Source organism: Actinomadura bangladeshensis, from assembly GCF_004348335.1.
Classification (GTDB): domain Bacteria; phylum Actinomycetota; class Actinomycetes; order Streptosporangiales; family Streptosporangiaceae; genus Spirillospora; species Spirillospora bangladeshensis.
In genome coordinates this window covers 21,200-47,184 of record NZ_SMJW01000024.1, presented here as the reverse complement: position 1 = coordinate 47,184, position 25,985 = coordinate 21,200, and the positions used below count along the sequence as shown (strand labels likewise).

The window sequence follows — 25,985 nt, the reverse complement described above, 5'->3', positions numbered from 1 at the left end:
TGATCATTGTATGGAGGCGGGCGGGATGCGCGGGGAGCACGCGCCTCCCCTGTTGGATGCCCGGAGCGCCCGTTCTGTTGACAGAAGTCCGAGATCCGGGGCGGCCGGATCGGGTCGTCTTCCGTACGATCGGTGCCCGTGGACGCGGGGTGGGTGATCGGCGGTCGGTTCACCATGCTGGACCGGATCGGCATGGGAGGGACGAGCCGGGTCTGGCGTGCCCATGACCGCGCGGAGGGGCGGTACTGCGCGGCCAAGCTCGTCCGGCGGCGGGGTCCCACGTCGATGCTGCGGGTCGTGCGCGAACGGGCGCTGCGGCTGGCGCATCCGCACGTGGTCACGCCCTACGCGTGGTGCATGACGGACGACGACGTTCTCCTGGCGATGGACCTGGTGCGCGGTGGCTCGCTGGAGACCCTCCTCGGTGATTACGGAAGGCTCCCGCCCGCGTACGCGGCGGAGGTGCTCGATCAGCTGCTCGCCGCGTTGAGCCACATCCACGGCGCGGGGGTCGTCCACCGGGACGTGAAGCCGGCCAACCTGCTGCTGGAGCCGAGCCCGGTCGGGGCGCCGCACGTGCGGCTGGCCGACTTCGGGATCGCGCTGGGGGACGACGGGATGCGCTTCACCACGACCGGCTTCACCGTGGGCACGCCCGGATACCTGGCACCCGAGGTGCTCGACTGGAACCGCCCCGGACCGCGCCAGGACCTGTACGCGGCCGGCATGGTCGGCTGGCGGATGCTGACAGGCGCGGGCGACCCTGCGCCCCGGCAGCGCGTCGGACCCCCGCCCGCCGGGGTGCCGCCGGCGCTCTGGGCGGTCATCGCCCGGCTGTGCGCGGACGACCCCGCCCAGCGTCCCGGGAACGCCGACATGGCCCGCCATGCTCTGGCCGCATGCCGCCTGGAGCTGCGCTTCCCCGTCCGCACACTGGACGGCGAGCCCCTGCAGATCTTCGACCACCTCGGCCCCCCGCCCCGCTGACCGCGTTCGCCGTCAATCCCGAGGAGCCGTGCCGATCACCGGCGTGGGGGAGAGGCGGGGTCAGGGTTTGTCGTAGGTGATCTCTACGCGTCGGTTCTCGGCGCGGGCTTCGGGGTCGTCCTTGCCGTTCTTCTCCTCGGGGGTGAGGGGCTTGGTTTCGCCGTAGCCCCTGGCCTCAATACGCAGGGGTGTGCCCTGGAGGGCCTGGCGCAGTTCCGATTCGACCGCCTTGGCGCGCTGCTCGGACAGGGACAGGTTGTAGGCCTCGTCGCCGATGGAGTCGGAGTGCCCGGCGACCTGGACGGTGCCCTTGGCGTCGCGCAGGCGGGGAGCGAGGCCGGCGATCCGGCGGCGGGCCGCGGGGGTGAGGACGGCCTTGCCGAAGTCGAACAGGACGTCCGCCGAGAGGCGGACGGTGACCTGCTCGCCGTCGGTGTGCTCCTCCTCCAGGGCGACGACCGCCTTCGACAGGTCGATGCCGTGTACGGCTCTGCCCGTATCGATGGAGCGGACGCTCTTGGCCAGGTTCTCGTGCGGTACGCCCGGGTCGGCGCCGGCAGTGGCGGGGACGGTCAGGGCGAGCGCCAGGACCCCCGTGATGATCGCCGGTCGGCGCATGGGGCTCACCGCTCGACCGGGATGTCGCGGAACATGGGCCACGACCCGATCTGCACGTCGATGGACTTCACGCTCTCCGGTGGGGCGGCGAACGTGAAGTAGAAGGGTGTGGCCTGGTCGTTCGTCATCTTCGTGAAGATGTCGTCGGTCTCCAGCTCCCGGCCGCCGGAGTCCTGCACGACGAGGTAGCGCTTGAGGTTCACCGGGTCGATGAGCGAGGTGCCGAGGCCGCGCTCGCCGTTGAGGCCGTAGGCGTTGATACGGCGCGTGTCGGTGGCGGGGACGTGCGGGGTGAGCTGGACGGTCAGCGTCGCCAGTTCCCCCTTCGCCTTCAGGCCCATGATCGCGATGTCGACCGTGGCGCCCTTCGTCATCGGGCTGTCGAAGGTGCCCTTCACCACCGGCTTCGTCGCGTTGTCGTAGCTCGCCCGGCCGACCGAGGCCGCCGAGCCGCTGCCCGATGACCGGTCCCCGAGCATCGAGCAGCCGGACAGCCCGGCCGCGAGGAGCAGGGTCGCCGTGATGGCGGCCGCTAGGCGCATGGTCGGTCCTCCACGGTTCGTCGCATATGCAAACAGCGGTGTCCGTGGCAGCATGGCTCACGGAACCGCACCTCTGTGTGCGGACGTGAATCTATCGTTTGCATCTGTGAATCGTCAAGGGGGTGCAGAGGTGAGCGTCGCCGAGGACGCAGTCGCCCGGAACCGCGCGCTGCAGACCGAGTGGTACGGCGAGCCGCTCGGTGACCGCGTCCGCCCGCTGCTCGGCCGGCTCGGACTGTCGCAGTCCGGGCTCGCCGGCGTGCTGGGGCTGTCCGCGCCGATGCTGTCGCAGCTCATGTCCGGCCAGCGCGCCAAGATCAGCAACCCGGCCGTCCTGCACCGGCTGATGGCCGTCGAGGACCTCGTCGCCGATCCCGGGTTCGCCGCGCTGCCCGCCGCCGACGTCAAAGCGCGCCTGGAGGAGATCCGGGGCGAGACGGCGGCCACCACGTCCGGGCTCCGGATGGCCGAGTCCGGACACGGCGCCGCAGGGGACCGGACGGCCGAGGCCGGCGAGGGCGCGGCCGGGCGGACGGGGGAGCCCGCGCGCCTGGTGCAGGCGCTGCTGCGCGAGGTCGCGTCCGCCGCCGAGATCGACGCCGCCGCCGATCTCATCGCCGACCGCTTCCCCGAACTCGCCGAAGTCCTCCGCGTGTACGGGACCGGCAGGACGAGCGAGGCCGAGGCGCACTTCGCCCGGACCGTGCTCGGCAGGGTGCTCGGCGACCGCTCGGTCATTCCGTAGCGCGCTCGTCTCGATTCCGCTGCGCCATAACGAGTGGTTATGGACGGCGGACGCTGCGATGCGCCCGTGAGCGGGCTAAAGTCTGTGGTCAGACTCACATGCGGGTCTGGCTGTTATGTATGTCACAGCTCCCGGTGGGTGGCGTAGGGTCGCACCGCTGGAAGCGCACACGAGGCGTCACCGCCCGCATGCGTCAACGGCCGCTGCCGCCCGATCGCGGCCCCGGCCGGGAGGCATGGCCGGCGGCTCATGGCGCGAGCGCGCGCGATGATGCCGACGGCAGGGCGGCGGCGGCCGCATGGTGCGCGCGGACCGTGGTACGGGGACACGACGACCCGAGCTCAGGAGAGCGATCGATGAGCACTGTGGAGGCGCCGGCCAAGACGCGCGCCCAGATCAAGGAAAGAACCCTCCGCAAGGACAACTGGCGGCTGTATCCCGTCTCCATCTTCGTGTTCTTCACGATCTGGGTGGTGTACGCGACGGTCCGCGCCTTCTGGGGGGCCGCGTTCTACGTGCCGGAGTACCACTACCTGACGCCGTTCTACTCGCCGTGCCTGAACGAGATCTGCGACAGCGTCACGGTGAACGGGCACACGGGGACCGCGGCCGAGTTCGGGACGTTCCTGCCGGCGGGCACCCGCGGCTGGATCCCGTTCGCGGCGATCTCGCTGCCGTTCCTGCTGCTGTTCCGGCTGACCTGCTACTACTACCGCAAGGCGTACTACCGGTCGTTCTGGCTGTCGCCGTCCGCGTGCGCGGTCAAGGAGCCGCACGGCAAGTACACCGGCGAGCGGCGCTTCCCGCTGATCGGGCAGAACCTGCACCGCTACTTCTGGATGGCGGCGGTCGTCATCTCGCTCATCAACACCTACGACGCGATCCGCGCCTTCCACGGCAAGGACGGCGGCATCGGCGTCGGGCTCGGCACCATCATCCTGGTGGTGAACGTGGTCCTGCTGTGGATGTACACGCTGTCGTGCCACTCGTGCCGGCACATCGTCGGCGGGCGGCTGAAGAACTTCTCCAAGCACCCGTTCCGGTACCGGATGTGGGGCTGGGTGTCGCGCATCAACCAGCAGCACGGGACGTACGCGCTGATCACGCTCTGCTCACTGGTGGTGGCCGACGCCTATGTCGCGTTCGTCGCCGGCGGCGTCTTCAACGACCCTCGTATCTTCAACTGAGGCCAAGGAATCATGACTGAGATCGAGAGGCACTCGTACGACGTCGTGGTGATCGGCGCCGGCGGCGCCGGGCTGCGCGCGGCGATCGAGGCTCGCCTCCAGGGCAAGAAGACCGCGATCATCTCCAAGTCGCTGTTCGGCAAGGCCCACACGGTGATGGCCGAGGGCGGCGCCGCCGCCGCGATGGGCAACGTCAACGCCAGAGACAACTGGATGGTCCACTTCCGCGACACCATGCGCGGCGGCAAGTTCATGAACAGCTGGCGGATGGCGGAGCTGCACGCCAAGGAGGCCCCGGACCGCATCTGGGAGCTGGAGCTGTGGGGCGCGCTGTTCGACCGCACCAAGGACGGCAAGATCAGCCAGCGCAACTTCGGCGGGCACGAGTACCCGCGGCTGGCGCACGTCGGCGACCGGACCGGCCTGGAGCTGATCCGCACCGCCCAGCAGAAGATCGTCGCCCTCCAGCAGGAGGACCACGCCGAGCACGGCGACTACGAGGCCAACCTCAAGGTGTGGGCCGAGACGACGGTCACCCGGCTGCTGACGGACGCCGACGGCAAGATCTGCGGCGCGTTCGGCTACGTCCGCGAGACCGGCAGGTTCGTCGTGTTCGAGGCGCCCGCGGTGGTGCTGGCGACCGGCGGCATCGGCAAGGCGTTCAAGGTCACGTCCAACTCCTGGGAGTACACCGGGGACGGGCACGCGCTGGCGCTGCTCGCCGGCGGGACGCTGCTGAACATGGAGTTCGTGCAGTTCCACCCGACCGGGATGGTCTGGCCGCCGTCGGTCAAGGGCATCCTCGTGACCGAGTCGGTCCGCGGCGACCGCGGCGTCCTGCGGAACTCCGAGGGCAAGCGGTTCATGTTCGACTACATCCCCGAGGTCTTCAAGGACCAGTACGCCACCACCGAGGAGGAGGGCGACCGCTGGTACGACGACCCCGACAACAACAAGCGGCCCCCTGAGCTGCTGCCCCGCGACGAGGTGGCGCGCGCCATCAACTCCGAGGTCAAGGCGGGACGGGGATCGCCGCACGGCGGGGTGTTCCTCACCGTCGTCGACCGGATGCCGGGCGGCGCCGCCGAGATCGTCCGGCGGCTGCCGTCGATGTACCACCAGTTCAAGGAGCTGGCGGACGTCGACATCACCAAGGAGGCGATGGAGGTCGGCCCGACCTGCCACTACGTGATGGGCGGCGTGGAGGTCGACCCCGACACCGGCGCGGCGAAGGTCCCCGGCCTGTTCGCGGCGGGCGAGGTGTCCGGCGGCATGCACGGCTCCAACCGGCTCGGCGGCAACTCGCTGTCGGACCTGCTGGTGTTCGGGCGCCGGGCCGGGCTCGGCGCGTCCGAGTACGTGGACGCCCTGGCCGCGCGCCCCGCCGTCCCCGAGGCCGAGGTCGAGGCGGCCACGGCGGAGGCGCTCGCCCCGTTCGAGCGGGAGAGCGGCGAGAACCCGTACGAGGTCCACGCCGAACTGCAGCAGACGATGAACGCGCTGGTCGGCATCATCCGCAAGGAAGAGGAGCTGGAGCAGGCCGTCGAGGCGCTCGGCAAGCTCCGCGAGCGGGTCGCGAACGTCAGCGTCGAGCCGGTCGCGGTCCACGACGGGCGCGGCTACCACCCGGGCTGGCACCTCGCGCTGGACCTGCGGAACATGCTGCTGGTGTCGGAGGCGGTCGCGAAGGCGGCGCTGGAGCGGCAGGAGAGCCGCGGCGGCCACACCCGCGACGACTACCCGGCGATGTCGGCGGAGTGGCGGAAGGTCAACCTGGTCTGCAAGCTGGCCGGCGACCCCGCGTCCCCCCACGTCGAGCTGACCCGGCAGCCGCTCGTGCCGATGCGCGAGGACCTGCTCGAGCTGTTCGAGAACGACGAGCTGAAGAAGTACCTGACCGCCGACGAGCTGCCGAAGGGCCTGGCCGAGGAGGTCGAGACCGCGGCGGCGGAGGCCGCGGCCGGGTCCGGCGCGACCGCCGCCGGTGCCGCGGACGACGAGGACGACGAGGAGGGCGAGCGATGAGCTACGAGGCCAAGTTCAAGGTCTGGCGCGGGGACGACGGCTCCGGCGAGCTCACCGACTACACGGTCGAGGTGAACGAGGGCGAGGTCGTCCTCGACATCATCCACCGGCTGCAGGCCACGCAGGCGCCCGACCTCGCCGTCCGGTGGAACTGCAAGGCCGGCAAGTGCGGCTCGTGCTCGGCCGAGATCAACGGCATGCCGAAGCTGATGTGCATGACGCGGATGTCGACCTTCGACCCGGAGGAGACGATCACCGTCACCCCGATGCGGACCTTCCCGGTCATCCGCGACCTGGTGACGGACGTGTCGTACAACTACGAGAAGGCGCGGGAGATCCCGTCGTTCGACCCGGGCGACGCCAAGCCCGGCGAGCTGCGCATGCAGCAGGTGGACGTCGAGCGCTCGCAGGAGTTCCGCAAGTGCATCGAGTGCTACATGTGCCAGAACGTGTGCCACGTCATCCGTGACCACGACGAGAACAAGAAGGAGTACGCCGGCCCCCGCTTCCTGATGCGGATCGCGGAACTGGAGATGCACCCGGCGGACCAGGCCGACCGGCGCAACATCGCGCAGGACGACCACGGGCTCGGTTTCTGCAACATCACCAAGTGCTGCACCGAGGTCTGCCCCGAGCACATCAAGATCACCGACAACGCCCTGATCCCGATGAAGGAGCGGGTCGTGGGCCGCAGGTACGACCCGGTGGTGTGGCTCGGCAGCAAGCTCGGCATCGTGAAGAAGGGCCAGGACACCCCGTCGGCCTGACCTGTTCGGAGTCTCTCGCGAACGTCCCCCGCCGCCCCGCGCGACGGGGGGCGTTCGCGTTTCCGCCGTCCTCCGCTGCGGGAGCGGCGCTCTGGCAGGCGGCGCTCCCGAAACACGGCGGGCGGCGTGCCCCCGGACCGCCGCCCGCCGTCCCCGCCGTTCCCCGTGGACGCCGTGGTCGCCGGAAGGCCGTCCGGTCGCGCACGCCGGGACCCACCCTGACGCACGCCGGGCCGCGGCAGTAGGGATAAGTGCACACAACGCGTGATTGAACCGTGATTCCTTCCCGGGAGGCGGGCGGGCCCGGATCCCTTTAGCGTGGTGGGCATGAGCGCCCTCGAACCGGGCTCGTTCCTTGCCGATCTCACGCCGGCGGAACGCGAGGACCTGGAATCACGCGGCCGCGTCCGGGAGTTTGCGCGGGGGGACACGCTCTTCACCGAAGGGGAGGAGCCCGGCTGGGTCGCGGTGCTGCTGCACGGCCGGGTGAAGGCGTTCTCCTACCACGAGCAGGGCGGCGAGGCGCTGCTGGCGGTGCGCGGGGCGGGCGCGGTGCTCGGCGAGGTCGCCGCGATCGACGGGCTGCCCAGGTCGGCGTCGGTGCAGGCGCTCGAACCGGTGCGGGCGCTCGCGATCAGCGCGGACGAGTTCATGGCGTTCCTGCAGGCGCACGGCCGCGTCTCGATCATCATCATGCGGATGCTGTGCCAGCGCTGGCGCGACGCCGACCGCAAGCGCGTCGAGTTCGGCATGTTCGACGCCACCGGACGGGTCGCGCAGCGGCTCGTCGAGCTGGCCGAGCGGTTCGGGGTGCCGCACCGGACGGGCACGGGCGAGGAGAGCGTCCGCATCACGCTGAACCTGTCGCAGGAGGAGCTGGCCGGCTGGGTCGGCGCGTCCCGCGAGGCGGTCAGCAAGGCGCTGCGCACGCTGCGCCGGCACGGCTGGATCGAGACGGGCCGCCGCCGGCTGATCGTCCACGACCTGCAGGCACTCCGCCGCCACGCCCGCTAGCCCGGCCGCGCGCGGCGGCCCCGGGTCGTCCCGCGCGGAGGGGCGGGCCGTACTGTGTGCAGGATGCAGCTACAGCAGCTCGCCTACTTCGTGGCGGTCGCGGAGGTGCGCCACTTCACGCAGGCCGCGGAGATCCTGCGGGTGGCGCAGCCGTCGCTGTCCAAGCAGATCCGCGCGCTCGAGAACGAGCTGAACGTCTCCCTGTTCCGGCGCGCGCGCGGCAACATCACGCTGACGCCGGCGGGTGAGGCGCTGCTGCCCCTGGCCAAGCGCATCCTGGCCGACGTCGACACCGCCCGCCTCGAAGTGCAGGAACTCGCCGGGCTGAAGCGCGGGCGGGTGCGGCTCGGCGCCACGCCGTCGCTGTGCGCGGGCCTGCTGGCGGATGTCCTGCGCCGCTTCCACGACACCTACCCCGGCATCCAGCTCATCGTCGAAGAGGGAGGCTCGCGGGACCTCGTCCGCGAGCTGACGCGCGGCTCCCTGGACTTGGCCCTGGTCATCCTCCCGCTGCAGGGCGACCCGCCCCTGGACACGACCCCGATACTGCGCGAATACCTCGTGGTGGCGTCGCCGGTGGAGCAGCGGTCGCCGACGCGCCGCTCGTACCTGCGCATCGAGGACCTGCAAAACCGCCCCCTGGTGATGTTCCGTCCCGGCTACGACCTGCGCGAAGCGACCATCAGCGCCTGCCGGGCGGCCGGGTTCGAGCCCAGGTTCGCGGTGGAGGGCGGCGAGATGGACGCCGTGCTCCGCTTCGTCGAGGTGGGTCTCGGGATCGCGGTCGTCCCGAGCATGGTCCTCGCCGGACGCCCCGGCCTGCGCGGAACCCCGCTCGTCCTGGCCGACGACGAGGCGCGCCGAGGCCGTCACGGCCCGGGCCTCCTCCGCACCATCGCCCTCGCCCACCGCAAGGACGTCGAACTCACCCACGCCGCACGCGCCTTCCAGGAGACCCTGCAGGCCTTCCTCGCCGAGGCCGCCGAAGCCGGCACCCTCCCCCCGGGCGTCGAGCACCTCGTCGACCTCGACCTCTAGACAGTGCGACGACGCCGGGGGAGCCGCGCAGAGCGTCCTTGAGCGGGGCCGCATCCGCGGGGGGCGAGCGGGTCAGGCGGTCACGAGGTCGTGCAGGAGGCGGCTGCGGATGGCGGTGTCGTCGCCCTCGGGCAGGTGCCAGGGGCAGGCGATGTCCAGGGCGGCGACGCGGCCCGTCGCCATGATGCGGCGGACGGAGGCGAGCACCGAGTCGCGCGGCGGGCCGCCCGGCACCGGGAACTTCAGGCCGGGCAGGTCGCCGGAGTCGATCACGTCCACGTCGATGTGCAGGAGGAGCGGGCCGTCCGGCAGGTCCACGTCGTCCACCGGGCAGCGCCGCACGCGCGACGATGCGAGGAACTCGGCCTCGGCCGGGTCGAGGTCGCGGGCGTCGACGAGGACGGCGCGGTCCTCGGGCAGGGGGCGCAGGCCGAGGGGCTCGGCCAGCACCTCGGGGTCGGCGCCGAGGATCTGGCGCAGGGGCATGCCGCCGATGTAGCCGGAGGTGGAGCTCGCGAGGGTGTGGACGTCGCCGTGCGCGTCGAACCAGACGACGGACGCGTCCACCCCGGCGCGCTGCAGGCCCGCGAGGACGGCCTCCGAGGTCAGGCAGTCGCCGGAGACCACGGTCGGCCGCGTGCCCCCGGCGGCCTGGTCGGCGACCTCGGCGGAGACGAGCTCGAACAGGGTCGCGATCCGCCGCCACACGCCGCCGTCCGGCAGGTCGCGGGTGATCGGGATCAGCTCGTGGCCGGGCAGCGGGAAGGACGCGTCGGGCAGCCGCTCGTCCTGGTGGTACGGAACCAGTGTGATCATGCGTTCACACTAGAACGGCCCCGCCCGGTACTCCGGGCGGGGCCGAGATCGGGGGCGGCGGTCAGTGCTTCCTGCCGCCGGCGGTCGCCTTGAGGTAGTCGCTGTTCAGGCGGCCGATGAAGTCCAGCGGAATCTCCTTGGGGCAGGCGGCGGTGCACTCGCCGGTGTTGGTGCAGCCGCCGAAGCCCTCCGCGTCGTGCGTCTCCAGCATGGACACGACCCGGTCGTAGCGCTCCGGCTGGCCCTGCGGCATCAGCCCGAGGTGGCTGATCTTGGCGCCGAGGAACAGCGCGGCCGAGCCGTTCGGGCAGGCCGCGACGCAGGCGCCGCAGCCGATGCACTCGGCGGCCTCGAACGCGCGGTCGGCGTCCGGCTTCGGCACCGGGGTGGCGTGCGCCTCCGGGGCGGTGCCGGTCGGCGCCGTGATGTAGCCGCCGGCCTGGATGATCCGGTCGAACGCGGACCGGTCGACGACCAGGTCCTTCACCACCGGGAAGGCCTTGGCGCGCCACGGCTCGACGTCGATGACCTCGCCGTCCTTGAACTTGCGCATGTGGAGCTGGCACGTGGTGGTGGCGCGCTCCGGGCCGTGCGGAGTGCCGTTGATGACGAGGGAGCACATGCCGCAGATGCCCTCGCGGCAGTCGTGGTCGAACGCGACCGGCTCCTCGCCCCCGGCGATGAGCTTCTCGTTGAGGACGTCCAGCATCTCCAGGAACGAGGCGTCGGGGGAGATGTCGTCGAGCTGGTACTCGACCATCCTCCCCTTGTCCTCGGGGCCGCTCTGTCGCCAGACGCGCAGTGTGAGCTTCATGATTACCTGTCCGACCTCTGCTACTTGTACGACCGCTGCGTCGGCTTGACGTATTCGAAGTCCAGGGCCTCCTTGTGGAGGACGGGCTGCTCGCCCTCCCCGGCCCATTCCCAGGCGGCGACGTAGCCGAAGTTCTCGTCGTCGCGCTTGGCCTCGCCCTCCTCGTCCTGGCTCTCGGCCCGGAAGTGGCCGCCGCAGGACTCGGTGCGGTGCAGGGCGTCGATGACCATCAGCTCGGCGAGCTCGAAGAAGTCGGCGACGCGGCCGGCCTTCTCCAGCTGCTGGTTCAGCTCCTCGCCCTTGCCGGTCACCTTGACCCGCGTCCAGAACTCCGCGCGCAGCGCCGGGATGAGCTCCAGCGCCTTGCGCAGCCCCTGCTCGGTGCGCTCCATGCCGCAGTACTCCCACATGATGTGGCCGAGCTCGCGGTGGAAGGAGTCGACGGAGCGGTCCCCGTCGATCGACAGCAGCTTGTCGATCCGCGTCCGCACCCGCTCCTCGGCCTCGCTGATCGCCGTCTCGGCGACCGGGTCGAGCGCGTTGCGGGCGATGTAGTCGCCGATGGTGTTCGGCAGGACGAAGTAGCCGTCCGCGAGGCCCTGCATCAGCGCGGACGCGCCGAGCCGGTTCGCGCCGTGGTCGGAGAAGTTCGCCTCGCCGATCACGAACAGGCCGGGGACCGAGGACTCCAGGTCGTAGTCCACCCACAGGCCGCCCATCGTGTAGTGGACGGCGGGGTAGATGCGCATCGGCGTGTCGTACGGGTTCTCGCCGGTGATGCGCTCGTACATCTCGAAGAGGTTGCCGTACTTGGCCTCGACCTTGTCGCGGCCGAGCCGCCCGATCGCGTCCGCGAAGTCGAGGTAGACGCCGAGGCCGCCGGGGCCGACGCCGCGTCCCTCGTCGCAGACGTTCTTCGCCGCGCGGGACGCGATGTCGCGCGGGACGAGGTTGCCGAAGGACGGGTAGATGCGCTCCAGGTAGTAGTCGCGCTCGTCCTCGGGGATGTCGTACGGCCTGCGCGTGTCGCCGGCCTTCTTCGGCACCCACACCCGGCCGTCGTTGCGCAGCGACTCCGACATGAGCGTCAGCTTCGACTGGTGGTCGCCGCTGACCGGGATGCACGTCGGGTGGATCTGCGTGTAGCAGGGGTTGGCGAACAGGGCGCCGTGCCGGTGCGCGCGCCAGGACGCGGTGACGTTCGAGCCCATCGCGTTCGTGGACAGGAAGTACACGTTGCCGTAGCCGCCGGACGCGAGCACGACCGCGTCCGCCGTGTAGTGCTTGATCTCGCCGTTGATCAGGTTCCGGACGACGACGCCGCGCGCCCGGCCGTCCTCCATGATCAGGTCGAGCATCTCGTGCCGCGGGTACAGCTCGACGTTGCCGGCCTCGACCTGCCGCATCAGCGCCTGGTAGGCGCCGAGCAGCAACTGCTGGCCCGTCTGGCCGCGGGCGTAGAAGGTGCGGGAGACCTGGGTGCCGCCGAACGAGCGGTTGTCGAGCAGGCCGCCGTACTCGCGGGCGAACGGGACGCCCTGCGCGACGCACTGGTCGATGATGTTCCGGGAGATGTCGGCGAGCCGGTGGACGTTCGACTCGCGGGAGCGGAAGTCGCCGCCCTTCACCGTCTCGTAGAACAGCCGGTACACGCTGTCGCCGTCGTTGCGGTAGTTCTTCGCGGCGTTGATGCCGCCCTGCGCCGCGATCGAGTGGGCGCGGCGCGGCGAGTCCTGGAAGCAGAACTGGATGACGTGGTAGCCGGCCTCGCCGAGGGTCGCGCCGGCGGAGCCGCCGGCGAGCCCGGTGCCGATGATGATGATCTTCTTCTTGCGCTTGTTGGCCGGGTTGACCTGCTTGGCCTCGAACTTGCGCGTCGTCCAGCGGTCCTCGATGGGGCCCTTGGGCGCCTTGGTGTCGGCGATCGGCTCGCCGGACTTGTAGAAGCTGTCGGTCATGGTCAGCTCACCCATCCGAACGTGATGGAGACGGGGATCGCGATGAAGCCGAGCGTGATCAGCGCGGCGGTGGTCGCGGCGAGGGCCCGCAGGGCGTTGTGGCTGCGCGGGCTGCGCAGCCCGAGCGTCTGGAACGCGCTCCAGATGCCGTGGTTGAGGTGGACGCCGACGAGCAGGACGGCGACGACGTACCAGACGGTGATGTACCAGCGGGACGGGTCGAAGTCGGCGACCATCCGCTCGTAGGGGGTGGCGTCGGCGCCCTTGGGGTTCACGACGAAGAACGTGAGGTCCAGCAGGTGCCAGACGATGTAGACGGCGATGATGACGCCGCCGTACCGCATCGTGCGGGCGGCGTAGCCCTGCGCGTGCGACTTCTTCTTCGACTGGTACTTGACCGGGCGCGCCGCGGAGGCGCGGCGGGCGAGCGACACCGCCGACCACATGTGCAGGATCACCGAGACGCCGAGCACGACCTCCAGCAGGGTCAGGACGGTCCGGTGCGGTACCGCGGGCTCACCGATCGTGCGCAGCCAGTGGGCGTAGTGGTCGAACTCCTCCGCGCCGAGGAAGATCTTCAGGTTCCCGAGCATGTGCGTGATCAGGAACAGCACGAGGACGCCGCCGGTCACCGCCATGACGGCCTTCTTGCCGACGGTCGATCGGTAGATCGCAGGTATCGCTATAGCCACGACCTGCACGTTATGTCCGGATCTATGAATAGTTCCAAGTCATCAGCGCACTCGTGGCGATAGCCGCAGGCTATGAACGCATGCAGCGTGGGCGTTGTGGCCGTTCCGTGACGTTCCGCCTGGTGAGTGAGTTCACAGCGTGATCGGGAACCCGCCGATCACGTGATCCAGAAGACATTGACGCAGGTCAGGAGGCTGTGGTTAAGGCCCGGTGGTGACGGCGCTCTCAAGATCGTGCCCCGGCCGGCGGGACAGCAGCAGGACGGCGAGGTCGTCGGCCAGCACGTCGCCGTTGAGCCGCTCCACCTGGGTCACCATGTCGTCGATCAGCGCGCGTCCGGTGGCGCCCCGGCGGCGCGCCGCGCGGGCCAGGTCGACCAGGCCGTCGGTGCCGAGCCGGTCGGAGCCCTCGCCGACCTTCCCCTCGATCAGGCCGTCGGTGTAGAGCATCAGGCCCCAGGACTCGCCGAGGTCGATCTCGGTCGTCGGCCACTCGGCGCCCGGCAGCAGGCCGAGCGCGGGGCCGTGCGCGTACTCGGGCAGTGCCGCGACCTCGCCGTCCTCGCCGAGGGCGCCGCGGAACAGCAGCGGCGCGGGATGGCCGGCCAGGTGCATCCGGGCGGTCCGCCGGGACGGCGCGATCGTGATCATGCACAGCGTGGTGAAGATCTCCTCGCTGCGCCGCTCGTGCCCGAGCACGCTGTCGAGGGTGCCGAGCAGTTGCTCGCCGGTGTGCCCGGCGAGCACGAGCGTCCGCCACGCCATCCGCAGCTGGACGCCGAGCGCCGCCTCGTCCGGGCCGTGCCCGCACACGTCCCCGATCATCAGGTGGACGGCGCCGCCCTCGGTCTGCACGGTGTCGTAGAAGTCGCCGCCGAGCAGCGCGCGCCGCCGGCCGGGCCGGTAGCGGGTGTGGTGCTTCAGCGACGGGTCGTCGATCAGCGGGACGGGCAGCAGCCCGCGCTCCAGCCGGGCGTTCTCCCGGCCGAGGATGCGCGCCTCGACGAGCCGGCGCTCGGTCTCCTCCGACCGCTTGCGCTCGATGGCGTAGCGGACGGCGCGGGCCAGCAACGGCGCGTCGACCTCCTGCTTGACGAGGTAGTCCTCGGCGCCCGCGGCGACGGCCTGGACGCCGAGGTGCGCGTCGTCCAGCCCGGTCAGCACGACGACGGCGGCCGTCCCGGACAGGGCCAGCACCTGCCGCAGCCCGTCCAGCCGGTCGATGCCGGGGGTGGACAGGTCGACGATGATGCACTGGGTGCGCCGCGTCAACGACCGCCGGGCGGCGGCCAGGTCGGACGCGACGGCGATCTCGACGTCCATGCCGCTCTCGGCGAGCATCTTCTCGACCATGAGGACGTCGGAAGGGTCGGCGTCGATGAGGAGCAGGTCGGCCCTGTCCTCGGCCCCCGGCGTGAAGGGGCGGGTCTGATGGCTGGGCGTCTGATGGCTGAGCGTGCTCACAGGGCTTCCGGGAAGTCGGGCTGACGGCACGGGCAACGGCCGGTGGCACACCGCGTATTCCCGCGGCTGCGGGCGGGTGCGACGGACCGCGCCGGGGCAGCGGCATTGGCCTAGCCGCCAGGGTCCCGGCTCAAGGAGCGGGGGAAGCGTCGCTCCGTACGTCCCTGACCTTAGCGTGTCCTTACCTCACCGTGCACCCCCTGAGTGCGTCCTGATAGGCATTTCCGGCCAGTCCGGAACGGATCCGTGCAGGTGAAAAACCAGTCGAACTTCGGACGTTCCGCTGCATAACCTGCGTCAGGTGAAGCCGTTGCCGGAGAAAGATCCTGGCAGGCCCGACCACCGAACCCCCGCGCGCTACCTGCTCTGGCTGCTGCGCGCCCAGTGGCGCAGCATCAGCGCGGGCGCGTTCTTCGGCGTGGTCTGGATGCTCAGCCAGGCCCTCATGCCCGCCGCGATCGGCCGCGCCATCGGCGACGGCGTCGCGGCGCGGGACGAGCGCGCCCTGCTGGCGTGGTCCGGCGCCCTGCTCGGCCTCGGCGCCGTGCAGGCCGCCACCGGCGCCGTCCGGCACCGGTTCGCCGTGTTCAACTGGCTCGCCGCCGCCTACCGGACGGTCCAGATCGTCACCCGGCAGGCGACCCGGCTCGGCGGGACGCTCCCGAAGCGGCTCAGCGCGGGCGAGGTCGTGAGCATCGGCCTGTCCGACGTGTCGCACATCGGGGACGCCCTCGACATCATCTCGCGCGGGTCGGGCGCCGTCGTCGCGATCGTCGCCGTGGCCGGCATCCTGCTGGCCGCCTCGCCGCAGCTCGGCCTCATCGTGCTGGTCGGCGTGCCGCTGATCCTGGCGATCGCGGCGCCGCTGCTGCGCCCCTACCGCGACCGGGAGCTGGCGCACCGCGAGCTGGTCGGCGAGCTGAGCACGCACGCCACCGACCTGGTCGGCGGCCTGCGGGTGCTGCGCGGCATCGGCGGCGAGGCGCTGTTCTCCGGCCGCTACCGGGCCGAGTCGCAGCGGGTGCGCGCCGCCGGGGTGGCGACCGCGCGGGCCGAGACCCGGATGAACGGCGCCGAGGTGCTGCTGCCGGGGCTGCTGATCGCGCTGGTGACCTGGGTCGGCGCCCGGTTCGCCGCCGACCGGACGATCGGCGTCGGCGAGCTGGTCGCGTGCTACGGCTACGCGGTCTTCCTGATCGTCCCGCTGAAGACGCTCGGCGAGGCCGCAGGCAAGATCACCAAGGGCATGGTGGCGGCGGGCCGGGTGACCGCGCTGCTGGCGATCGACCCCGACCTGCCGGACGCCGGGACGGCCCGCCCGGCGGCGGACGCCGAGCTGGTGGACATCGCGTCCGGGCTGGTCGTGCGGCCGGGGCGGGTGACCGCGATCGCGGCGGCCGACCCGCGCGACGCGCAGGCCGTCGCCGACCGGCTCGGCCGGTACGCGGAGGGCGACGTCGATTTCGGCGGGCTCCCGCTGCGCGCGGTCGCGGACGTCCGGAAACGGATCCTCGTCGCCGTCAACGAGGACCGCCTCTTCTCCGGGCCGCTGGGCGAGTCCCTGGCACCGGACGGCGACGAGGCCGCGCTGCGGGCGGCGATCCATGCCGCCTGCGCCGAGGACATCGTCTCCTCAGTGGGACTGGACGCCCATGTCGCCGAGGCCGGACGCGAGTTCTCCGGCGGCCAGCAGCAGCGGCTCCGCCTGGCACGAGCGCTCGCCGCCGACCCGGACGTCCTCATCCTGGTAGACCCGACCAGCGCGGTGGACGCGCACACCGAGGCGCGCATCGCCGGCAGGCTCGGCCGAGCGCGCGCGGGCCGCACCACTGTGGTGTGCACGACCAGCCCGCTGATGCTCGCCCGCGCCCACCACGTCGCATTCGTCAAGGACGGACTGGTCGTCGCAGAGGGAACCCACCACGACCTTCTGGAAACCGAGCCTCGCTATGCGGCCACGGTCACCCGCGGTGAGGACCAGGGCGCGACGCCCGCTGAGAACGGCGTCCCGGAAGTCCGGGGAGAGGCCGTGGAGGGGCCGGTGAGGTCGTGAGCACCGAGATCCTGCCCGTCGCGGCGCCCGCGCAGGTGCGGGCGTACGCGCGGCGGCTCGTCCTGCGGCATCCCCGCGCACTGGCCGGGGTGCTGGCCCTGCACGCGCTGGCCGCCGTGGCGGGCCTGGTCACGCCCCGGCTGCTCGGCGCCCTCGTCGAGGACGTCCGCGACGGGCACGCCGCCATCGACACCGCCGGCCTCGCCATCGCCGGGTTCGTGATCGCGCAGGGCGTGCTGATCCGGTACGCCTACCTCGCGTCGGCGAAGCTCGGCGAGCGGGTGCTGGCCGAACTGCGCGAGGAGTTCGTCGACCGGGTGCTCGCGCTGCCGCTGTCCACGGTCGAGCGCGCCGGGACCGGCGACCTCGTCACCCGCGCGTCCCGCGACGTCGACACGCTGAGCACGTCCGTCCGGTACGCGATGCCGGAGACGCTCGTCGCGATCGTCGTCGGCGGGTTCACCCTCGGCGCGCTGCTGCTGAACGGCCCGCTCGTCGCGCTGCCCGCGCTCGTCGCCGTCCCGCTGCTGGTGGCGGTGATGCGCTGGTACCTGCCCCGCGCGCACGGCGGCTACCTGCGGGAGAACGAGGCGTGGTCGCGGATCGCCGAGGGGCTCACCGAGACCGTCCAGGGCTCGCGGACCGTCGAGGCGCTCGGCCTCGCCGAGCGCCGCCACGAGCGCGGCGACGCCGACATCGCGGCGTCCTACCGGGCCGAGCGCTACACGCTGCGGCTGCGGATGGTCCTGTTCCCCGTGGCCGAGCTGAGCTTCGTGCTGCCCGTGGTGTCGACGCTGCTCGTCGGCGGGCTGCTCTACATCCACGACATGGCGACGCTGGCGCAGGTGACTGCCGCGACCCTGTACGCGCAGCTGCTCATCGAGCCGGTCGACACGATGCTGTCCTGGCTGGACGAACTCCAGCTCGGCGGCGCGTCGCTGGCCCGGCTGCTCGGCGTCGGCAACGTCCCGCCCGACCGGGCCCCGGACGGCCGCCGGCCGTCGGGCGAGCGGCTCACGGCGCGCGGCGTCCGCTACTCCTACCGGCCGGGACGGGACGTCCTGCACGGCGTGGACCTCGATCTGCGGCCCGGTGAGCGCCTCGCGATGGTCGGGCCGAGCGGCGCGGGCAAGTCCACGCTCGGCCGCCTGCTCGCCGGGGTGGACGGCCCGCGCTCCGGCGCCGTCACCGTCGGCGGCGTCCCGCTGGTGGCGCTCCCGCTGGACGGGCTGCGCCGCGAGGTCGCCCTCGTCACGCAGGAGCACCACGTGTTCCGCGGCACGCTCCGCGAGAACCTGGTCATGGCGCGGGACGGCGCGTCCGACGAGGACGTCCGCCGGGTGCTCGCGGCCGTCGACTGGGACGGGCCCGGCCCCGACACGGTCGTCGGCTCCGGCGGCGCGACGCTGACGCCCGCGCAGGCGCAGCAGCTCGCGCTGGCCCGGCTCGTCCTCGCCGACCCGCACACGCTCGTGCTGGACGAGGCGACGTCGCTGCTCGACCCGCGCGCGGCGCGCCGCCTCGAACGCTCGCTCGCCGCCGTCCTGGACGGCCGGACCGTCGTGGCGATCGCGCACCGCCTCCACACCGCGCACGACGCCGACCGCGTGGCGGTGGTGGAGGACGGACGCATCACCGAACTGGGCACCCACGAGGAACTCCTCGCCGCCCAGGGCTCCTACGCGGCCCTGTGGACCTCCTGGCACGGCGCCCCGACCACCTGACCCGCTTCGGGGTCAGCTGGAGAGGGCGGCCTTGAGGTAGTCGACCTGGATGTGGAGGAGGTTCTCCGCCACTACCTCCTGCGGGGTCATGTGGGTCACCCCCGACAGGGGCAGGACGGTGTGCGGGCGGCCGGCGGCCAGCAGGGCCGACGACAGGCGGAGGGTGTGGGCGGCCACCACGTTGTCGTCCGCGAGCCCGTGGATGATCATCAGCGGGCGCTTCAGGCCGGCGGCCCGCTCGATCAGGGAGTTGGCCGCGTAGTTGTCCGGGTCCTCCTCGGGATGGCCCAGGTAGCGCTCGGTGTAGTGGGTGTCGTAGAGCCGCCAGTCGGTGACCGGGGCTCCCGCGATGCCCACGTGGAACACGTCCGGGCGCTCCAGGACGGCGAGGCCCGCGAGCCAGCCGCCGAACGACCAGCCGCGGATGCCGACGCGGTCGAGGTCGAACGCCGCCGGGTGCTTGCGCGCCGCCTCGATCAGCGCGGTGATCTGGTCGTCCAGGACGGGTCCGACGAAGTCGCCGTGCACGGCCCGCTCCCACGCCGGGCCGCGCGCGGGCGTGCCGCGCCCGTCGGCGATCACGACGGCGAAGCCCTGGTCGGCGAGCCACTGCGCCTCGCAGTACATGCGCTGGACGGCGAGGACGCGCTGGGCGTGCGGCCCGCCGTAGGGGTCCATGAGGACGGGCAGCCGGCCCTGGCCGGGCTCCCACCCGGTGGGCAGCAGCACGGCGGTGCGGATCTCGCGGTCGCCGGCGCGCAGCAGCTCGACCCGCGGCGTGATCACCGGCGTCTCGGCGAACGAGGCGACGGCATGCGTCCCGGCCGGCGTGCGCACCTCGGTCTCGGCGCCGGGCCGGTCCAGCCGCGCGCCCGTGACCACGGTGACGCCGCCGCAGCGGACGCCGCCGAAGACGCCCGGCCCCTCGGTCAGCCGGGTGATCTCCGCGCCGTCGCGGGAGTACAGGTGGACCTCGGTGGGCTCCTGCGAGGCGGTGAACAGGATCGACTCGCCCTCCACCCCGAGCACCGACCGGACCTGCAGGCCGGCCGGGGTGACCGGCTCGCCCGCGACGGTGATGCGCCGCGTGTCGGTGCCGCGGTCCTCGGTGGTCCAGACGAGGTCGCCGGAGTTCGTCCGGACGGGCAGGCCGGGGACGATGTCGGTCCACACCGGGTCGTGCTCGGTGTGCACGAGCGACGTCTCGCCGTTGGACGGGTCGATGCTCAGCACCCGCTGCGCCCGCTGGTCGCGGGGCTGGACGACGACGAGCAGGCCGTGCCGGTCCCAGCAGGCCGCGACGAAGTAGGGGAACATCCCGCGGTCCCAGGCGACGGTGGTGCGCCGGCCGTCCACCTTGAGCAGCACCAGCGACACCAGCGCGTTCGGCGTCCCGGCGGCCGGGTAGGCGATCTCGGACGGCGGGCGGTCCGGGTTCGCGGGGTCGGCGATGTGCCAGCGCTGCACCGGCGTCTCGTCCACGCGGGCGGCGAGCAGCGTCCCGCCGTCGGGTGACCACCAGTGGCCCCGCATCCGGTTCATCTCCTCGGCCGCGACGAACTCGGCGAGGCCGTAGGAGATCTGGTCGGACTCCGGCTGGACGAGGGCGCGGTCATCGGTGCCGTCGATCTCGATGAGCCGCAGCGTCCGGCCCGAGACATAGGCGATCCGCCGCCCGGCCGGGTCGGGGCGCGGGTCGAACACCGGCGCCTGCGCGGGCAGCTCGCGGACGAGCGCGGTGTCGAGGTCGACGACGTACAGGCGCCCGGCGAGGGTGAAGGCCGCCTGCTTCACCGCCCGGTCGGTCGCGTACCCGACGATGCCGCCCGCCTGCTCGCGGGCCCGCTCCCGCCGGGCCCGCTCCTCGGCGGGCAGGTCCTCCTCGCCGGGGACGTCCAGCGCGGCCGGGTCGGCGACGCAGCGCTCCTCGCCGGTCGCGGCGTCCAGCGTCCACAGGCAGGTGACCGGGTCGTCGCCGGCCCTCGTGCGCAGGAAGACGACGCGCGCCTCGTCCGGCGCGATCTGGAAGGCGCGCGGGACGCCGAGGCTGAACCGTCGGGTGCGGGCGCTCTGCCGCGGATAGCTGATGCTCATGGCACCCGAGTCTGCCAGGATGCCCGGGAAGTGCGGCGCACGGCGGCCTCCTGCCCTCTATGATCACGGGTCGTCGCGATGGGTGGCCGGGGAATGTCCCGTGCCCGGGTCCGCGCTCGCGTAAGCTCAAGTCTTCCCCAAGCACCTTTTTTCCTGTCGCGGGCTGAGGAGTGGTCAATGCCGGAGCTGCAGCCGGGAGATCCCCGGCGGCTTGGCTCGTACGAGATCGTCGAACGGCTCGGCGAGGGCGGCCAGGGCGTCGTCTACGCCGGCGTCGACGCCTCCGGGAACCGAGCCGCGATCAAGCTCCTGCGGGCCGACCTGGCCGGGGACACGATGGCGCGCACCCGGTTCGTCCGGGAGGCGCAGGCCGCCAAGCAGGTCGCGCGGTTCTGCACCGCGCAGGTCCTGGAGGCCGACGTCGCGGGCGACCAGCCCTACATCGCCAGCGAGTACGTGCCGGGCCCGTCGCTGTACAAGCAGGTCACCGAGGGCGGCCCGATCGGCGGGGCGGCGCTCGACCGGCTCGCGATCGGCACCGCGACCGCGCTGGTGGCGATCCACCAGGCCGGGATCGTGCACCGCGACTTCAAGCCGCACAACGTCATCATGGCGCCGGACGGGCCGCGGGTGATCGACTTCGGCATCGCGCGGGCCCTGGACACCGGGCAGACGAACGCGACGAAGGCGATCGGCACGCCGTCCTACATGGCGCCCGAGCAGGTCGCCGGCGCGACGCTCACCGAGGCCGTGGACGTGTGGGCGTGGGCGACCACGATGGTGTTCGCCGCGACCGGGCACCCGCCGTTCGGCGACGACACCGTGATGGCCGTGATCAACCGGGTGATGCACGAGCCGCCGAGGCTGGACGGCGTCCCGGCCGACCTGCACCGGCTGATCGGCGCGTGCCTGGCCAAGGAGCCGGAGCGGCGGCCGACCGCGCAGCAGATCATGATGACGCTGATCGGCAGCGGCCCGGGCGGCGCCGGGCAGACCCGCATGGACCCCTCGCAGGCCGACACGATGCTCGCCGAGGGCAGCACGCTCGCCGCGGGCGGGCTCGGCGCGGCCGGGATGATGGCGGGCTCGACCCACCCCGGCGGCCCCCCCGGCGGGACGCAGCGCGTCTCCCCGGCCGACTACACCGGGAACCTGCCGCCCGCGCGGCCCCCGTACGGCGCCGAGCGGGCCCGGTACGACGACTGGGAGCCCGAGCGCAAGTCCAAGATGCCGATCGTCGCGGCCGTCGCCGCGATCCTCGTGCTGGCGCTCGTCGTCGGCGTGTACGCGGCGACCCGCGGCGGGGACGACTCCCCGAACGCGCCGGTCTCGCCGTCGGTCACCGACTCCGGGACGGTGTCGGAGACCCCGACGAGCGAGGAGCCGGAGCAGCCGACGCCGACCCGCACCCGGACGCGGCAGACCACGCCGCCGCCGCAGCCGTCCCGGCCGACCAGCGAGGCGCCGACCAGCGAGACGCCCACGAGCGAGACGCCGACCAGCGAGGCGCCGACCAGCGAGACGCCGACCACCGGCGGCCCCGGAGCCGGCGGCGGCGATGACGGCGGCGGCACCGGAGCGGGCGGTGGCGGCGGCCCGGGGACCGGCGGAGGCGGCTGAGCCGGGCCGGCGGCGTCCGGCGGAATGCGCGGGGCAGGGCGGTCATCGCCGTCCCGCCGGGCCCTGAGTAGGCTCGTTGACTATGAAGGAGCCGCGGATCCTGTTCGTCCACGCCCATCCGGACGACGAGTCCATCGGGACCGGGGCGACCATGGCCAAGTACGCCGCCGAGGGCGCCCACGTCTGTCTCGTCACCTGCACGCTCGGCGAGGAGGGCGAGATCATCCCGGAGGAGCTGCGCCACCTCGCGTCCGACAAGGAGGACGCGCTCGGCGAGTACCGGATCGGGGAGCTCGCGGCGGCCTGCGCCGCGCTCGGCGTGCGCGACCACCGCTTCCTCGGCGGCGCCGGGCGGTGGCGCGACTCCGGCATGATGGGCGCCCCCACCAACGACGACCCGCGCTGCTTCTGGCAGGCGGACCTCGACACCGCCGCGGCCGACCTCGTCGCGGTGATCCGGGAGGTCCGGCCGCAGGTGATCGTCACCTACGACGAGCGCGGCAACTACGGGCACCCCGACCACATCCAGGCGCACCGCGTCGCGTGGCGGGCGTTCGAGCTGGCCGCCGACCCGGCCTTCGAGGACGGTGCCGAGCCGTGGCGGGCCGGGAAGTTCTACGCCTACGCGACCCCGCGCACCGTCCTCGCGCGGGCGATCGCGGTGATGCGGGAGGCGAAGCTGCCGTTCGCGCGCGTCGCGGGGCTGGACGAGCTGGGCTCCGGCGTCCCCGACGGCCAGGTCACCTCGGCCGTGGACGCCCGCGCGCACCTGCCCGCCAAGCTGGCCGCGCTGCGCGCCCACCGCACCCAGATCGTCGTCGCGCCCGACCAGGTCGGGCCGTTCTTCGCGCTGTCGAACAACCTCGGCCAGCAGGCGTTCGGCACCGAGTACTTCATCCTGCAGGCCGGTGAGCTGGGCCCGCTCGGCCCCGGCCGCCGCGAGCGCGACCTGTTCGCCGGTCTGCCGGAGGCGTCCGATCCGGCGTGACGTGGGGGGCCGCCCATCCCCCCGGTAGCCTGACTTCCGTGCATAAGGACGACGACGAGGCGCGGGTCGGCCTCGCCAAGGACGGCCTCCCGGCGGAGGGCGACGCCCCCGGTCTGACCAGGGCGGGCGAGGGCCCGCTGGACGCGTTCGTGTCCGGTGCCGCCTACGCCGCCCTCGGCCTGCTCGGCGGGGTGTTCGGCGTGGTCGGCTCGTTCGCCCAGGACTGGAGCGTCGGCCCCGTCCCGGTCGCGGCGATCGTCCTGGTGGCGCTGGTCTTCGCGATGGCCCGGCTGGCCGGGCTCGGGATGGGCGGGCGGCTCGGCGCGACGGTCCCCGCGGTGGTGTGGGGCGTCGTGGTCTTCGTCATGTCGATGCGCCGCGGCGAGGGGGACCTCGTCGTCCCCGGCACGACGGCCGGGTACCTGTTCATCATCGGCGGCATGCTCGCCGCCGTGGCGGGCGTCATGACGGTGCCGCCGGCCCGCCCGCCGGGAGACTGGCTCCTCGGCAGGGCGGGCCGTATCCGCGAGTAGTGCCGGTCAGGACGCCATCGGGGCGGGTTCCGCGTCGAGCCGGGCCGGGGCCGCGTTGCTCTTGTGGCCCTTCAGGGTGAGGCACGCGGCGGCGCTCAGCAGGATGACCGCGATCGGCAGCCACATCGTCGGCTTCATCGCGTGCACGAAGCCGTGCGAGAAGACCTGCCCGGCCAGCTCGTGGACGCGGTGCGCGACGTTCGGCGGGAGGCCCGGCGGGAGCTGCTGCTTCGCGCCGTCCTGGCCCGCGCCGACCTCCAGGCCGCTCTTGGCCGCGTCCGTGAAGCCCTGCACGAAGCCGGGGCGGATGTTCGCCGGGAGCGCGGCGGAGCGGGCCGCGGCCTCGTCCCGCAGCGCGGACGCGAGCTGGTTCTGCAGCACGGCGCCGACCGCCGCGCTGCCCAGCACCGACCCGACCTGCCGGATCGTGTTGTTGACGCCGGACGCGGCGCCGGCCAGGCGCGGCGGGACGTTGCGGGTCGCCTCGGTCGCCATCGGCGCGAACACGCCGCCGATGCCGAGCCCGGCCACGACGAGCGCCGGGATGAACGCCTTCCAGTCGGTCCCGACCTCGGCGACGAGGACGACCCAGACCATGCCGAGGCCGTAGAGGGTGAGCCCGGCCATCAGGATGAACTTGCCGCCGATCCGGTCGGACAGCCGTCCGGCGACGGGCGCGAGGAACATCGACACCACCGACGACGGCGCCATGACGAGGCCCGCCTTGAGGGCGCTGAAGCCCAGCACCGACTGCAGGTAGATCGTCATCGGCAGGAACATGCCGATCATGCCGACCGAGACGGCCGCGCCGACGAGGTTCAGGACGGTGAAGTTGCGGTCCTTGAACAGCGAGAACGGGACGAGCGGCTCACCGTCCTGCTTGGAGCGCTGCTGCACGACGAAGACGGCGAACAGCGCGAGCCCGGCGGCGATCAGACCCCAGATGCCCTCGTTCCAGTCGTACTTCTGGCCCTCGGTGAGCGCGAACGTGAGGCAGAACAGCGCGGCGGACGCCAGCAGCACCCCGACGACGTCGAACCGGTGCCGGACGGTCCGGGTGTGGCCGGGCAGGATCGGCACGGCCATCGCCAGCACCAGGATGCCGATCGGCAGGTTCACGAAGAAGATCCACCGCCAGTCGAGGCTGGTGACCAGCAGCCCGCCGACGGTCGGGCCGGCGATCGTGGACACCCCGGCCACCGCGCCCCACACGCCGAGCGCGGCGCCGCGCCGCTCCGCCGGGAACACCCCGATGATGATCGACATCGTCTGCGGCATCAGCAGCGCGGCGCCGAGCCCCTGCACCCCGCGGGCGATGATCAGCTGCGTCGGGTCCTGCGCGACGCCGCACGCCAGGCTCGACAGCGTGAACAGCGCCACCCCGGCGATGAACAGGTTCTTCTTGCCCCACAGGTCGCCCAGCCGGCCGGCGGTGATCAGCAGCACCGCCAGCACCAGGATGTAGGCGTTGACGACCCACAGCACCTCGTCCAGCGAGGCGTCCAGCTTCTCGGTCATGCTCGGGATCGCGATGTTCACGATCGTCAGGTCGAGCAGCGTCATGAAGAATCCCAGGGAGAGCGTGAGCAGGATCGCCCAGGGATTTCCGCGCCATTTGCTCATGAGTCCCCCTTGTCGTCATGGCGTGGTCGTGGCCGCGAGTGGCAGCGGATCTGCACCTCGTCGTCCTTCCAGGTGAGCCGGCCGGACTCCAGGTCGTCGACCACGCCCCGCACGAACTCCAGCTCGGCGCGCAACCGCGCGATCAGCCATTCCTGGTCGAGGAGCTTGTAGCGGTCGAGGCCCTGCTTGCGCAGCGAGTCGTGCGCCGTCTGGTGGCCGGCGAGCGCGGCCTCCAGCGCGACCGTGCGGCCGCGCAGCAGCCGGGCGACCTCGTCCTCCGGCAGGAGGTTGACGAATGCGAGCCCGGTGCCGAACAGCGGGAACTCCGCGGCGGGGTGGCGCAGCAGCTCGGCGAGCCGCATCTGCGCGGCGTCCCGCCCGGCGGCGGTCACGGCGTAGATGGTGCGCTCGGGCCGGCGGCCCTCCCGGCTCGTCTCCAGCGGTTCGATCAGCCCGGCGGCGGCGAGCCGCTCCACCGAGTGGTACAGCGACCCGTGCGTGATCTTGACGGCCTGGTCGTAGGCGTGGTCGCGGATGCGCTGCTGCATCTCGTAGGGATGCATGGGCCGGTCGCACAGCATCCGCAGCACGGTCAGCGCGAGCGGTGTGAGTGGTCGGGACATGGTGGCGTGCCTATGGTCGGCGTCGATTAGTCCACTCAGACTAATCCACGCGGACCGAGC

The 25,985-nt window shown here is 72.3% G+C and carries 22 protein-coding genes; 12 read left to right on the top strand and 10 right to left on the bottom strand.

Features of this window, described 5'->3' with window-relative positions; translation table 11 throughout:
• Positions 1-138: 138 nt before the first annotated feature.
• The gene (locus tag E1284_RS07535; RefSeq protein ID WP_165965162.1) at positions 139-987 is read left to right on the top strand and encodes a serine/threonine-protein kinase; all 849 of its coding nucleotides are present in this window, start codon (positions 139-141) and stop codon (positions 985-987) included.
• A gap of 60 nt (positions 988-1,047) precedes the next feature.
• Here the strand turns inward: E1284_RS07535 and E1284_RS07530 are convergent, their stop codons facing one another.
• Both E1284_RS07530 and E1284_RS07525 read right to left on the bottom strand, forming a co-directional pair.
• Entirely contained in the window at positions 1,048-1,605 is a 558-nt protein-coding gene (locus tag E1284_RS07530; protein ID WP_131938269.1) for an OmpA family protein, read from the bottom strand.
• A gap of 5 nt (positions 1,606-1,610) precedes the next feature.
• Positions 1,611-2,147 (bottom strand): hypothetical protein, encoded by a 537-nt coding sequence (locus tag E1284_RS07525; protein WP_131938268.1) that lies wholly within the window; start codon positions 2,145-2,147, stop codon positions 1,611-1,613.
• Positions 2,148-2,277: 130 nt separating this feature from the next.
• Here E1284_RS07525 and E1284_RS07520 point away from each other — a divergent pair, with 130 nt between their 5' ends.
• The 6 genes from E1284_RS07520 to E1284_RS07495 all read left to right on the top strand — a co-directional run bounded on the left by E1284_RS07520 (position 2,278) and on the right by E1284_RS07495 (position 8,923).
• Positions 2,278-2,892, top strand: a complete 615-nt coding sequence (locus E1284_RS07520) for a helix-turn-helix domain-containing protein (protein WP_131938267.1) — start codon at positions 2,278-2,280, stop codon at positions 2,890-2,892.
• A gap of 356 nt (positions 2,893-3,248) precedes the next feature.
• Positions 3,249-4,079, top strand: a complete 831-nt coding sequence (locus tag E1284_RS07515; RefSeq protein ID WP_131938266.1) for a hypothetical protein — start codon at positions 3,249-3,251, stop codon at positions 4,077-4,079.
• A gap of 12 nt (positions 4,080-4,091) precedes the next feature.
• Entirely contained in the window at positions 4,092-6,104 is a 2,013-nt protein-coding gene (locus E1284_RS07510; RefSeq protein WP_131938265.1) for a fumarate reductase/succinate dehydrogenase flavoprotein subunit, read from the top strand.
• Positions 6,101-6,871, top strand: coding sequence for a succinate dehydrogenase/fumarate reductase iron-sulfur subunit (locus E1284_RS07505; protein ID WP_131938264.1), 771 nt, complete (start codon positions 6,101-6,103; stop codon positions 6,869-6,871). The genes E1284_RS07510 and E1284_RS07505 overlap by 4 nt, the downstream gene beginning before the upstream one ends.
• A gap of 327 nt (positions 6,872-7,198) precedes the next feature.
• Positions 7,199-7,885, top strand: a complete 687-nt coding sequence (locus E1284_RS07500) for a Crp/Fnr family transcriptional regulator (RefSeq protein ID WP_131938263.1) — start codon at positions 7,199-7,201, stop codon at positions 7,883-7,885.
• Positions 7,886-7,948: 63 nt separating this feature from the next.
• The gene (locus tag E1284_RS07495; RefSeq protein ID WP_131938262.1) at positions 7,949-8,923 is read left to right on the top strand and encodes a LysR family transcriptional regulator; all 975 of its coding nucleotides are present in this window, start codon (positions 7,949-7,951) and stop codon (positions 8,921-8,923) included.
• 72 nt (positions 8,924-8,995) lie between these two features.
• On the opposite strand, the gene E1284_RS07490 is transcribed toward E1284_RS07495, so the two are convergent.
• The 5 genes from E1284_RS07490 to E1284_RS07470 all read right to left on the bottom strand — a co-directional run bounded on the left by E1284_RS07490 (position 8,996) and on the right by E1284_RS07470 (position 14,667).
• Entirely contained in the window at positions 8,996-9,739 is a 744-nt protein-coding gene (locus E1284_RS07490; protein ID WP_131938261.1) for an arginase family protein, read from the bottom strand.
• A 61-nt stretch (positions 9,740-9,800) separates the two neighbouring features.
• Positions 9,801-10,553, bottom strand: coding sequence for a succinate dehydrogenase/fumarate reductase iron-sulfur subunit (locus E1284_RS07485; RefSeq protein WP_131938260.1), 753 nt, complete (start codon positions 10,551-10,553; stop codon positions 9,801-9,803).
• A gap of 20 nt (positions 10,554-10,573) precedes the next feature.
• Complete coding sequence (locus tag E1284_RS07480; RefSeq protein ID WP_131938273.1) at positions 10,574-12,511, bottom strand: fumarate reductase/succinate dehydrogenase flavoprotein subunit; 1,938 nt, start codon at positions 12,509-12,511, stop codon at positions 10,574-10,576.
• A 2-nt stretch (positions 12,512-12,513) separates the two neighbouring features.
• Positions 12,514-13,203, bottom strand: a complete 690-nt coding sequence (locus E1284_RS07475) for a succinate dehydrogenase cytochrome b subunit (RefSeq protein WP_131938259.1) — start codon at positions 13,201-13,203, stop codon at positions 12,514-12,516.
• 201 nt (positions 13,204-13,404) lie between these two features.
• Positions 13,405-14,667 carry a PP2C family protein-serine/threonine phosphatase gene (locus E1284_RS07470; RefSeq protein WP_243714321.1) on the bottom strand — a complete coding sequence of 421 codons (1,263 nt, stop codon included), beginning with the start codon at positions 14,665-14,667 and terminating at the stop codon, positions 13,405-13,407.
• A 301-nt stretch (positions 14,668-14,968) separates the two neighbouring features.
• Here E1284_RS07470 and E1284_RS07465 point away from each other — a divergent pair, with 301 nt between their 5' ends.
• On the top strand, positions 14,969-16,720 hold the full coding sequence (locus E1284_RS07465) for an ABC transporter transmembrane domain-containing protein (protein WP_131938257.1): 1,752 nt from the start codon (positions 14,969-14,971) through the stop codon (positions 16,718-16,720).
• Positions 16,717-18,444 carry an ABC transporter ATP-binding protein gene (locus E1284_RS07460; RefSeq protein ID WP_131938256.1) on the top strand — a complete coding sequence of 576 codons (1,728 nt, stop codon included), beginning with the start codon at positions 16,717-16,719 and terminating at the stop codon, positions 18,442-18,444. Before E1284_RS07465 ends, E1284_RS07460 begins: the two co-directional genes overlap by 4 nt.
• A 12-nt stretch (positions 18,445-18,456) precedes the next feature.
• On the opposite strand, the gene E1284_RS07455 is transcribed toward E1284_RS07460, so the two are convergent.
• The gene (locus E1284_RS07455) at positions 18,457-20,538 is read right to left on the bottom strand and encodes a S9 family peptidase (RefSeq protein ID WP_131938255.1); all 2,082 of its coding nucleotides are present in this window, start codon (positions 20,536-20,538) and stop codon (positions 18,457-18,459) included.
• 177 nt (positions 20,539-20,715) lie between these two features.
• On the opposite strand from E1284_RS07455, the gene E1284_RS07450 reads away from it, so the two are divergent.
• The 3 genes from E1284_RS07450 to E1284_RS07440 all read left to right on the top strand — a co-directional run bounded on the left by E1284_RS07450 (position 20,716) and on the right by E1284_RS07440 (position 23,679).
• Entirely contained in the window at positions 20,716-22,158 is a 1,443-nt protein-coding gene (locus E1284_RS07450; RefSeq protein ID WP_131938254.1) for a serine/threonine-protein kinase, read from the top strand.
• An 82-nt stretch (positions 22,159-22,240) separates the two neighbouring features.
• Positions 22,241-23,146, top strand: coding sequence for an N-acetyl-1-D-myo-inositol-2-amino-2-deoxy-alpha-D-glucopyranoside deacetylase (mshB, locus tag E1284_RS07445; protein WP_131938253.1), 906 nt, complete (start codon positions 22,241-22,243; stop codon positions 23,144-23,146).
• Positions 23,147-23,184: 38 nt separating this feature from the next.
• On the top strand, positions 23,185-23,679 hold the full coding sequence (locus E1284_RS07440; protein WP_131938252.1) for a DUF6113 family protein: 495 nt from the start codon (positions 23,185-23,187) through the stop codon (positions 23,677-23,679).
• Between the two features lie 6 nt (positions 23,680-23,685).
• On the opposite strand, the gene E1284_RS07435 is transcribed toward E1284_RS07440, so the two are convergent.
• Positions 23,686-25,302, bottom strand: a complete 1,617-nt coding sequence (locus E1284_RS07435; protein WP_131938251.1) for a DHA2 family efflux MFS transporter permease subunit — start codon at positions 25,300-25,302, stop codon at positions 23,686-23,688.
• Entirely contained in the window at positions 25,299-25,925 is a 627-nt protein-coding gene (locus E1284_RS07430; RefSeq protein WP_131938250.1) for a PadR family transcriptional regulator, read from the bottom strand. The genes E1284_RS07435 and E1284_RS07430 overlap by 4 nt, the downstream gene beginning before the upstream one ends.
• Positions 25,926-25,985: the final 60 nt, after the last annotated feature.